The sequence below is a fragment of the Arthrobacter sp. B0316-1-20 genome, from assembly GCF_059091865.1.
The window spans coordinates 1-10,935 of sequence record NZ_JBNHHC010000081.1; the positions used below are offsets into that span (position 1 = coordinate 1).

Below are 10,935 nucleotides of genomic sequence, written 5' to 3' on the forward strand. Positions count from 1 at the left end.
GCGGCCCACGCCAGGGGAACCGACGCAAATGCTTCATTGATCTCATACGTATCGAAGTCACTGATCCGCATGCCCGTGCGCTCGAGAACATGCCTAGTAGCCTCGATGGGTCCGGTCAACATGATCTCCGGATCGGAACCTCGCACGGCGAAGGCGTGGAAGCGGGCGCGCGCCCGTAACCCAAGGCTCTCAGCGCGCTCTGCCGACATGATCAGGACCGCGGAAGCACCGTCAGTCAGCGGAGACGCGTTCCCTGCCGTGATGCTCCAATCGATTTCCGGGTAACGCGCGGAGTACTTTTCGCTTTTGAACGCTGCTGGGAGACCGGCGAGTCCATCGACCGTGGTCGTTGCCCGTACTGTTTCGTCCCTGACATGAGCGTTTCCGTTCGAAGTCTCTACCGGAACAATCTCACGAGCGAACTGCCGCTTCTCCGTCGCATGAGCAGCTCGCTCGTGAGAGCGGGCCGCGAACGCGTCCAGTTCATTCCGGCTGAAGCCCCATCGCGAAGCAATGAGCTCGGCGCCAATTCCCTGTGGGGGCAGGCTGGTAAACCTCGATGCAAGCGGCCCATGCGGATCACCGCCCTGCGTGTTCGAATACATCGGGATTCTGCTCATTGACTCGACGCCACACGCGATGGCTACGTCGTAGGCACCAGCCATGACGCCCTGCGCAGCGAAGTGCGCGGCTTGTTGGCTGGACCCACACTGTCGATCCACCGTCGTGCCGGGCACGTGTATGGGAAGGCCGGCGGCAAGCGCGGCACTACGAGCGATGTTTAGGGACTGGTCACCGATCTGGCTCACGCACCCAGCAATGACGTCATCGATGGTCGACGGGTCGATTCCAGTGCGCTCAACGAGTGCGGAGATGACGGTCGCTAGCATGTCGGCGGGATGCACGCCAGATAGCGCCCCGCCTTGTTTTCCCTTGCCGGATGCGGTGCGGACCGCATCGACGATGACCGCATCGCGCACGTTCATTTCTCTCCCTCGATGATTGCGGCCTCTCCTGAGAGACGCGCGCGGAGTTCTTTCTTATTGAGCTTTCCAGTGGTGGTCCGCGGAATCTCTTCGATCCGCTCGAATTGCTCCGGCACCCACCACTTCGGCACTCTATCGGCGAGGAACTCGCGCAGTGCCTCGGTATCGAGACCATCCGACGCGACGATGAAGGCGTGAGGTCTCTCCATCCAGCGCGGGTCCGAGCGCGCCACGACGGCAACCTCATGGATATCCGGGTGATCCTGGAGGGCTTGCTCAAGATCGACCGAAGAGATCCATTCGCCGCCGGACTTGATCACGTCCTTCGACCTGTCCAACAGTGTGATCCAACCCTCACGATCCACCGTTGTGATATCGCCCGTGCGCAGCCAACCGTCGTGGAACTTGTCCGCCACCTGCTTGTCACTCAACCCGTAGTAGTGAGACGAGACCATCGGTCCGCGAACCTCGAGTTCACCCCGCGACTCCCCGTCGTGGGGAAGCACCGCCCCGTCCTCGTCAACGATCCGAACCTCGTAGAACGGGCTCACCCGCCCACCCTTGACCCGTTTCGCCAGAAGCTCCTCCTGACTTGCTCGTGGATCGACGTAAGTGACGGCCGCACCGGGGAACGTCTCAGTCATCCCCCACCCGGAAACGACATCGACGTCAAAGTCGTCCCTCATGCGCACGACGAGGTCGCGCGGCACCTGGCTGCCGCCGAGAAATAGCTTGCGCACAGACGCCAGTACCTGAGTGTTGTCGCTGCCGCTCTCTGGATGCGAGTCCAGATACCGGATCAGGTCCATCCAGATGGTCGGGACACCGGCCGACCACGTCACCTCGTGCGCCGAAATCATCCGAGCGAGACTGGGCGGTTGCAGATACCGGCTGGGCATAATGAGATCGGCCCCCGTGATGATCGCAATAAACGGCAGACCCCACCCCACCGCGTGGAACATCGACACCGTGGCTAGGACGACATCGTGTCCGCGGATGCCTACTACGTCGCCCCCGGCCATCGTGAGCGCATGGAGCACAATGGACCGGTGTGAGTACAGCACGCCCTTCGGATCCCCTGTCGTTCCCGACGTGTAGCAGAGCGCAGCGCCGCAGCGCTCGTCGAGCGCCGGGAACGCGTACCCTTCAGCGTCTTCGGCGATGATGTCCGCGTACCGGATTACGGGCAGGTCGGCGGTGGGGATGTCGCCGTCGCCGATGACTACGATGAATTCGATCGACGGCATCAGCGGCAGCAATGGGAAGATCTGTGCGCTGAGCGAGTCGTCGACAATGAGTACGCGGTCCCGCGCGTGGCGCACCGTCCACACAATGTGGTCGTCGTGCAGGCGCAGGTTGATCGTGTGCAGCACGACGCCCATGCCCATCACGCCGAGGTAGGTCTCCATGTGCTCGGCACTGTTCCACGCGAACGATGCGATGTGGTCTCCGCGGCGGATCCCGCGGCGATCGAGCGCCGCCGCCAGACGCTCACTACGCTCCGCCGTTTCGGCGAAGGTTTGAGTGTCGGACCCACCGTCGGCATTGCGGACCGAGACGATCCGACTGTCAGGATGCACGTTCCGCATGCGCCACAGGAAGTGGGTCGTCGTCAGAGGAAAGTCCATCATTAGGCCCGGCGACGCCGTCATCGTCTTCTCGCTTCCCTGAGTCGTTTCTTCGTGCTCCACGATTGCCGTCTCCGCTCTCTTACTCATCATGATGTCGTCATCGGCACCGCATGTGCGACTCCAGCTTGGCGCGCCGCTCGCTGTGCAATCATTTCTTCGATCTCCGCTTCATCGAAGCCGAGATTCCGCAGGGTTGCCCTGGTGTCACTCCCGGGTGCGACACAGGTCGGCGCGGCGAGGTCAGCATGCCGTGAGAATCGCGGCGCAGGAGCCGGGTGTGTCATTCCGTGCACCTGCGAATAGACCGCGCGCGAGGCGAGATGCGGCTCCGAATGCACGTCGGCGGACCGGATCACGGGCGTGACGCAAGCGTCCACTCCCTCAAACGCCTCTACCCAACTCGCCAGCGTGCGACCGGCGAACGCTTGCGCGATGACGTCCCGAGTCTGCGACCAGTGCGATCGATCGTGCTGCGAGAACCCATGGAGAGCGTCCCCCAATCCGAGCGTCTCGATCAGTCTGTCGTAAAACTTCGGCTCAATTGCCCCGACGGCAATCCACTCGTCGTCCCGCGTGCGGTATACGCCGTAGAACGGGGCGCCTCCATCGAAAATGTTGCCCCCGGGACTTCCGTCGTCCCACATGCCGTGATGACGCATGGCGTGCAGCATCCCCGTGAAGAGTGCCGCCCCATCCACGACCGCCGCGTCGACCACCTGCCCCCGCCCCGTACGCTGCGCCTCGTACACGGCGGCCAGCACGCCGAATGCGAGGAGAAGGCCGCCGGCTCCGAAGTCGCCCAGAACGTTCAACGGAGCCACTGGGGTACCGTCTGGCGCAACGGTCGCGGCGAGCAGGCCGCTCACGGCCAGATAATTGATGTCGTGGCCTGCGGTCGCTGCCCTCGGCCCGTCCTGGCCCCACCCCGTCATCCTTCCAATGACCAGCCTGGGGTTGCGCGCGCTCAATGTCTCGGGCGCGAAACCGAGCCGCTCAAGGACCCCAGGCCGAAACCCCTCGAGCAGTACATCGGCCCCGTCGATGAGGCGCTGCGCCGCCGCGGCACCAGTCGGCGTCGTCAGGTCGAGCGCAACCGAACGCCTTCCCCGCGTGAGGACGGCATGTGCCTCGACATTAATGTCACGCACGTCCACGTCGGTGACTCGTTCCACGCGGATGACGTTTGCCCCAAGATCAGACAGCAGCATGCCCCCGAACGGGCTCGGCCCGATGCCTCCGAGTTCGACCACGTTCAGCCCCGCGAGCGGGCCGCTGGTCATCACACCCACACCAAACCCCCGATCGTCGTCACCCGCATCGGTCGATGCTGGAGTTTCCGTCACCATCGCCGTACTCCCCACCTCAATCGGAAACTTACTGAACGCTAGCTAATATAGAGGTCGATGACTCCCAGGCGCAACCACTAACTACAAACCCCGATGATCAGTGACTAGGAGAGCGCCACAAAGAGATTGCAGGTTATTGATGCGGCCGACGACCACCTGGCGCCTCCTGTGGCCCGCGATGAATTCACGCTGCATGTCTATGACGCCACATCCACTCGCACGGTTCCCGTACTTCCATGCCCCCCGCACCCGCCTCCGACTACCCACGCGCAGGTGGCGCCCGTCACGCGGCGGGGCTAAGCGGCGCATCGGTTCGCCGGCGGGTATCCCGCTTCGTCGTTCATGGTGCTGATGTGAATGCCGGTGATCAATGGCCGTGTCGAGGCGCGGCCCGCCTGTGGGTTGGGCCAAAGTATGCGACCCCTGTTCTTCCAGCAGAGTTAACGGATGCTGGAACTTTTTGGTCAACGGCGGGCTTTCCGGCGGCTCTTGTCTTTCCTGATCACCCTGGGCGGCGTAGGCGCGCCCGGGGTCGAAGGCGCTGCGGCCGCGGAAGTCCAGAACCTGTGAAGTGCGTGGTCAAACACATCCCACCAGGATGCAGCGACGCCGGGGCCACACTTCCGCTACCGCGAAGGGGCCAGCGGCGCGAAGCTTGGCATCTATTCCTGTGCGGTGAACTAGTGCCGCCCGTATGGGCAGTCCCTCGCCCAACGATATTGCCGATCGGCACATCACTCTCACCCTCGACATCACACCCGGCGCATAGTGGGGGTCTCAGCTGCATATCCTCTTTGCGTCGACCGGCCATTCGTATATAGTGATCGCTACCTAAACAAGAAGGTGAGCTTATGACTACCGCACCGACTACGCGGACCGTGGAGCCCGTCGTCCTCAACGAGACAATCGGTCACATCGCCGTACTGCGCATCAACCGGCCGGAGGCACACAACGCAGTTAATTCCGAAGTGTCTTCGGCTCTTGGCGCAGCGTTCGCCGCAGCGAACGCGGACGACAGCGTTCGTGTCGTGGTTCTCACCGGAGCCGGCAGTTCCTTCTGCGCGGGCGCAGATCTGAAGGAACTCGCGCGCGGACTGAGCGCCAGCAGCGTCCACTCCCCCGAATACCCCGAGTGGCACTTTGGCGGAATGGTTCGCCAGTGGTGCAACAAGCCAACCATCGCTGCCGTCAACGGACACGCGATGGGCGGCGGTCTCGAGATCGCTCTTGCCTGCGACCTCATCGTCGCGTCGAAACAGGCACTATTTGCCTTTCCAGAGACGAGCTGGGGCCTCTACGCCGCGGCAGGCGGCGCTGTTCGTCTCCATGAATTCGTGGGGCTGCGCCGGTCGCTGGAAATGCTCCTCACGGCCGAGCCCATCGATGCGAGCACAGCGCTGTCGTGGGGCCTCATCAACCGCGCCGTCGAAGCCGAGGACGTGCTCGACGAGGCACTAAGCATCGCGCAACGCATTGCGGCGAACGGACCGAATGCCGTGCGCTTGACGAAGAAGACCGCCTATCGCGCGGCGACGGACGGGTCCGTCTGGAACGAAGATTGGACGCGCGAGAGTGCATGGGACGCAAACGAGGAGACGACGGCGGCCGTCTTCCCCAGCGACGAAGGCATTGAGGGCATGGCGGCGTTCGCCGAGAAGCGCGCCCCTCAGTGGCGATAGGGCATATTGCTCAACAGTCTCCTGATAGCGTAAGACCAGCGCTAAGACAAGCCCCGGACATGCAGATGGAGACACGAAATGGTCGAGACTGGCACAAACACGGATGCGCCGGACGTGCCTCACGCAGCCGACTGGCGTTCGTATCCCAGCCCCAAACTCCCCGCCATCCTGACGGCGGCCCTGGCTGAGTTTCAGCAACACGGCTACCACGGCACGACAGTGAGGTCTATCGCCACTGGTGCCGGCCTCACCATGCCCGCGCTTTACTACCACTACGGAAACAAGGAAGGCATCCTCTTCGCCCTGCTCGAAATCGCCTTGGATGACTTTCAGGCACAAAGCGAGATGTGCCTCGAGGATGCCGGAGACGATCCGCGGGTGGGGTTCGAGAACTACATCACGGTTCTCGCGCTGCATAACACGAATCGGCGGGACCTAGCATCGCTGCACGCCGAGTCGCGATTTCTTGGGCCGGAATTGCGCGCGCAGTATCTCGCCAGGCGCGCCAACGTCGAGAACACGCTTGAGAAGCTTCTCGCCGCGGGGGTCTCCGACGGAATCTTCGATACCGTCGACACGCGATTTACGGCACGTCAGCTCCTCGGAATGACGAATGGAATCCTCGACTGGTACTCTCCACGCGGCCCCCTCTCAGCAATGGAAATCGCCGAGCGCTACCGGCAGGCTGCTGTGCGCCTGGTAGCGAACGCATAGCGACCCGCCGCGCAAGAGTTCCCTTCGGCGCCCTGGATCCGAAGGGCCGCTAAAGCGGATTGGCAGGTACGATTCCCGCGGTCTCGCCACCGTCGGCGATGAACTCGGCTCCCGTCGAGAAGCTCGATTCATCGCTGGCGAGAAACAGGACAAGGTTCGCCACTTCGAGCGGCTCGCCCAGGCGTGCGATCGCAACCGCACTCTGGTCGATCTCGTTACCTTCGGTCATCGGGGTTCGAATGTTACCGGGGTGGACTGAGTTCACACGAATTCCGTATCGCCCGAGATCCAATGCTGCCTCCTTGGTGAGGCCACGCATCCCGAACTTCGCCGCCGTGTATCCCGGGAACGAAGCGACCCCCTTGAGACCGGCAGTCGAGGACACATTAATGATCGACCCTCTGCCGGATTCCTTGAGTGCAGGGATTGCTGCCTTGATCCCGAGGAAGGTTCCCGTGAGGTTGATCGCGATCACTGAGTTCCACTGGTCAAGCGAATACTTGTCGATCGGGGCGAAGTTCATGATGCCGGCATTGTTGACCAGGATGTCGAGACCACCGAATTCCGAGACGGCCGTCGCAACTGCCGCTTCCCAGCCCGTGGGGTTCGTGACATCCAGATGCGTGAAACGAGCGGACTTTCCCAGTCGCGCGGCCGTAGCTTCGCCGTCTTCGTCGAGCACATCGCCGATCACGACCTCTGCCCCTTCCTCGACGAGGCGCTGAGCATGCGCAGCGCCCATGCCTCGCGCACCACCACTAATTAACGCGACTTTTCCATTAAGACGCCCCATTGTCTTCTCCATTTCCGCTAGTTCCCCCAGGTTCCTGCCCATGCACCGGACTATTGGAGGTTGAGGTGAGTGAGGTTTATGCCGCTCGCGCGGCCAGAGGTATTCGTAAGAGGTCGAAGCCTAGACGTGACTCTCAAGTTCACGCCTCTGTTGATGGGGTTGAAGCCCGCGCTAATCGCGAAAAGTCACCATCCTGCTCAATGCCTCTCTTTCGGTCCGGAACCCGTTCGCAGGATGCGCGATATCGGGACGCCCGAAAGCGATCGCGAACAAGATCATCCGATCCTGGGGAATTGCCAACTCCTCACGGAGAAGGGGGGCCTCCGCGGCGATCGAAGCCTGCGCGATCGTTCCCACCCCGCGGGCCTGCGCCGAGAGCATGAAGCTCTGGGCAAAGAGCCCGCAATCGATGGCCGCATAGACGCCGAGATGCACCGGCGCCGACATGATGACCACGTGTGGTGCGCCGAAGAACTCAAAATTCTGCCTCGCTTGCTCGCGAGACGCCTCTCGGTCCCCGCGCGCCACACCCACGGACTCGTATAGCGCCCAGCCGGACTTCCGACGGCGGTCTCGATAGACGCCTTCGTATGATGCAGGGAAGGGGATATCAGGACGTGGCTCGTCAATCTCCGCATCTGCTGAAAGCCTCTCACGCACCCGTTCGAGTGTGTCGCCCGACAGCAGATCAAGGTGCCATGGCTGTGTGTTGCACCACGATGGGGTGTGCGCGGCCGCGGTGAGGATCTCCGTGACGACATCGGGTTCGAGCCGTTCGGGGAGGAACGCCCGACAGCTCCTGCGTTCAACGAGCAAAGCATCGAGAGTCGTTGCCACGCCGGGATCTGCCTCTCGCAGGGTCTCCGTAGACGCCGAAGTGCCGGTATGGGGGGTCATGGTCATCGTCCTCCTCTTGCGGATGTCACTAGCTCGACATCTTCTCCAGGGGCCCAGATCGGTAGGTGTCCCAATGGGTCACCTCCGCTACCGCTTTGCGCGGTGTCGGCTCGGGCGCCGACTCCGGATAGCCAACGGGGATGAGCCCCACGATCTCAGCCGGTTCCGGGATCCCCAGGATCTCCTGGATCTCACGATCAATTCTTCCGGCGTGGACGGTCGTGAGGAGCGCCCCCAGCCCCAGGCCATGCGCTGCCAGCAGAAGATTCTGTACAGCGGGAAAGATCGACCCGTAACGCACCGGGTTGGTATGGGTTCCGGCGGCCGGTGGACCGTTGTGCAACGCGACGATGATCACCGGAACCTGTGCCATCGAGCGCGAGAGTTCGGCGGCGTCCCGATAGATCTTCTTCTTTGACTCGCTCGTTCCCGAAGCATTGGCGGTGGCCTCAAACAAGCTCTCGCTGGCCTCGCGGTAAAGCGCACCGATCTGAGCAGTCAGGTCCGGTCGCGTCACGACGACGAACTCCCACGGTTGCCCATTGCCCGCGCTGGGGGCCCGGGTCGCGTAATGCACCAGACGCTCGAGGGTCTCACGGGGTACCGGCTGCGCCGACAGCTTCCGCACCGAGCGCAGAGACTCGAGAGCCTCGAACAAGTCCACCGACGGCATATTTGTCACCATTCGGCGAGCACCTCCCCACGGTGGAGCGAGCTGTGCCCTCCTGTGCTCACATGTGTCTCGAGAATCTCGCGCACGGGGAGGATAGACCAGTCATCACCGGGATCGCCAGCTAGGAGCTGGAGCGTGGACGACGCAGTCCAATGCCGAACCGCGCCGGGATCCTCCACCACTCCGCGCGCGTTGCGCAGCACACTCCCGGTATCGCCGTCGTCGATGGTCGGCCGAGGTGACGCATAAGTAAGCGTTGGTTTGACCTTGGGGGGGTCGGAGCGAGTCTCCAGCCTGAGTGACATGCGGACGAACTCGACTCCACGGCGCCCGGCAGACAGCATGAGGAGGTCGTCCTTCCACTCCATCGTTGCGTCACCCACTTGCAACGGCATGCCCCAGACCTCGCGCCCAGCTACGGCGCCGGCGAAGTTCGTTTTCATGCCCGTCAGGCAGTGCTGAACGAGCTCTCCGTTCAGCAGTGCTCTGGCGGCGAGGTACACCCCAATGTAGGGGCCGAAACTGCTGCGCACATGATGCACGACGCGCAGCACTCCCAATCCGGGGCCCTCTGGCAGCTCGAGAACGGGAGGCAGAAGCGGCGCCAAGATGTCCCGGTCGGTGCGGAACACCACGGTAACTTCCTCGCCCTTGTCGTAGTAATACGGAGGCTCACCATAGGTAATGCCAATCAAACCGTTCATATTTTCCTTGTTTGTCCTCGACAGGTACATCTGTGGCCGGGCGCAGGGATCCGCGCTCAGGCGAAGGCGACGCTGGGGAAACCGGCGTCAGCTTCCTGGAGCATGCGGCGGCGATACTCGGGCACGCCGGGCGCGTACTGGGTGAAGATCACCTTCTTTCCGGGGATGTTCCCACCCGTATACCAGTTCTTGGTGTAGTTGTATATCGGCGACATCGCGGCGACGGACTCCTGGACGTGCTCGACGAATGCGGCAGCCGCCTCGTCCTTGATCTCGACCTTAGCGCTCCCGACCTTCTCAGCCTGCTCAATGATCGCGGTGACGAAGTTGACCTGGTGCTCCGTGGCCCGCGGAACGTTCCCCGCGCCGACGTGCGGCCCTCCCAGAATAAAGAGGTTGGGAAATCCCGGCACACCCGCTCCGTAGAGCGTGACGGGGCCGTCCTCCCAGACGTCTTTCAATGCGACTCCATCGACTCCCCGGATGTCCATCTGCATCATCGCACCCGTTACCGCGTCGAACCCGGTCGCCAGCACGATGATGTCGAAATCGAAGCTCTTCTCGGTCGTCTCGACACCCGTGGGGGTGAAGGTTGTCACCGGCGTCTCAGGAAGTTCGACGAGCTCCACGTTGTCCTGGTTGTAGGCCTCGAAGTAATTCGTCTCCATCGGCGGCCGCTTGGCACCGAACCCGTGATCCTTGGGGATGAGCTTCTCGGCGAGCACAGGGTCCTTGACCCTCTGACGGATCTTCGCCGCAAGGAAGTCGCACCACGCCTGATTCGTCGCCATGTCGATCGCGTTGTCCGCGAAGTTGTCGGACACCTTCTGCAGGCCACCCTTGCGATACAGCTCTTCGTACTTCTGGGCCCGTTCCTGGGCCGTCGCGTCGGCGAAGGTGCGCGTCTCGCCGTCATGGGCCATGCCCATGTAGTCCTTCGTGGTCCTGTCGTAGATTAAGTCGTAGTTCGCCCTGATCTCTGCCATGTATTCTTCGGAGATCGGCTTATTATTCAACGGCGTGCACCAGTTCGGCGTCCGTTGGAACACGGTGAGAGATTGGGCGACCTCGGCGACGATCGGGATGATCTGCACCCCGCTGGATCCTGTGCCGAATACGGCCACCTTCTTGCCGGCAAAGTCGACCGGCGCCTTGGGCCATTGTGCCGTGTGGTATATCTCCCCGGTGAATGAGTTGAGGTTTTCGTATGCCGGCGTGTACGGGATCGAGAGTAGACCGGTGCATGGGACGAAGTACTTGGACCGAATCGAGGCGCCGGTCGACAGGCGAATCTCCCATTCGGCCGCTGACTCGTCATAGGTCGCGCCCTCGACGCGAGTGTTGAACTGAGCGTGCTTGCGTAAATCCCAGCGATCGACGACGTGGTTGAGGTAGCGCTCAATCTCGGGCTGACCGGCGTACTCCTCCGACCAGTCCCACTCGTCGAGCAGTTCCTTGTCAGAGAAGTACCCGTAGACGTAGCTCTCGGAGTCGAAACGCGCCCCGGGGTAG

At 62.5% G+C, this 10,935-nt stretch carries 11 protein-coding genes; 3 read left to right on the forward strand and 8 right to left on the reverse strand.

Features of this window, described 5'->3' with window-relative positions; genetic code table 11:
• The 3 genes from AC5RW2_RS38320 to AC5RW2_RS38330 all read right to left on the reverse strand — a co-directional run.
• A partial coding sequence (locus AC5RW2_RS38320) for a thiolase family protein (RefSeq protein WP_494075160.1) occupies window positions 1-986 on the reverse strand: 986 nt, incomplete at its 3' end.
• Window positions 983-2,677, reverse strand: a complete 1,695-nt coding sequence (locus AC5RW2_RS38325; RefSeq protein WP_494032663.1) for a long-chain-fatty-acid--CoA ligase — start codon at window positions 2,675-2,677, stop codon at window positions 983-985. The genes AC5RW2_RS38325 and AC5RW2_RS38320, both read right to left, overlap by 4 nt.
• A gap of 26 nt (window positions 2,678-2,703) precedes the next feature.
• On the reverse strand, window positions 2,704-3,963 hold the full coding sequence (locus AC5RW2_RS38330; RefSeq protein ID WP_494032662.1) for a CaiB/BaiF CoA transferase family protein: 1,260 nt from the start codon (window positions 3,961-3,963) through the stop codon (window positions 2,704-2,706).
• A 447-nt stretch (window positions 3,964-4,410) separates the two neighbouring features.
• On the opposite strand from AC5RW2_RS38330, the gene AC5RW2_RS38335 reads away from it, so the two are divergent.
• The 3 genes from AC5RW2_RS38335 to AC5RW2_RS38345 all read left to right on the forward strand — a co-directional run bounded on the left by AC5RW2_RS38335 (window position 4,411) and on the right by AC5RW2_RS38345 (window position 6,356).
• The gene (locus AC5RW2_RS38335) at window positions 4,411-4,533 is read left to right on the forward strand and encodes a hypothetical protein (protein WP_494032661.1); all 123 of its coding nucleotides are present in this window, start codon (window positions 4,411-4,413) and stop codon (window positions 4,531-4,533) included.
• 281 nt (window positions 4,534-4,814) lie between these two features.
• Window positions 4,815-5,642 carry an enoyl-CoA hydratase/isomerase family protein gene (locus AC5RW2_RS38340; RefSeq protein ID WP_494032660.1) on the forward strand — a complete coding sequence of 276 codons (828 nt, stop codon included), beginning with the start codon at window positions 4,815-4,817 and terminating at the stop codon, window positions 5,640-5,642.
• Window positions 5,643-5,720: 78 nt separating this feature from the next.
• Window positions 5,721-6,356, forward strand: coding sequence for a TetR/AcrR family transcriptional regulator (locus AC5RW2_RS38345; protein ID WP_494032659.1), 636 nt, complete (start codon window positions 5,721-5,723; stop codon window positions 6,354-6,356).
• A gap of 49 nt (window positions 6,357-6,405) precedes the next feature.
• Here AC5RW2_RS38345 and AC5RW2_RS38350 read toward each other — a convergent pair whose 3' ends face one another.
• The 5 genes from AC5RW2_RS38350 to AC5RW2_RS38370 form a co-directional block, all read right to left on the reverse strand.
• Window positions 6,406-7,191: an SDR family oxidoreductase gene (locus tag AC5RW2_RS38350; protein ID WP_494032658.1), complete on the reverse strand. Its 786-nt coding sequence runs from the start codon at window positions 7,189-7,191 to the stop codon at window positions 6,406-6,408.
• A gap of 129 nt (window positions 7,192-7,320) precedes the next feature.
• Window positions 7,321-8,052, reverse strand: a complete 732-nt coding sequence (locus AC5RW2_RS38355) for a nitroreductase (protein ID WP_494037158.1) — start codon at window positions 8,050-8,052, stop codon at window positions 7,321-7,323.
• Window positions 8,053-8,074: 22 nt separating this feature from the next.
• Complete coding sequence (locus AC5RW2_RS38360; RefSeq protein ID WP_494032656.1) at window positions 8,075-8,731, reverse strand: nitroreductase family protein; 657 nt, start codon at window positions 8,729-8,731, stop codon at window positions 8,075-8,077.
• Window positions 8,725-9,423: an acetoacetate decarboxylase family protein gene (locus tag AC5RW2_RS38365; protein WP_494032655.1), complete on the reverse strand. Its 699-nt coding sequence runs from the start codon at window positions 9,421-9,423 to the stop codon at window positions 8,725-8,727. Before AC5RW2_RS38365 ends, AC5RW2_RS38360 begins: the two co-directional genes overlap by 7 nt.
• 56 nt (window positions 9,424-9,479) lie before the next feature.
• The coding region (locus AC5RW2_RS38370; RefSeq protein WP_494075161.1) for a flavin-containing monooxygenase at window positions 9,480-10,935 on the reverse strand (1,456 nt) is incomplete at its 5' end.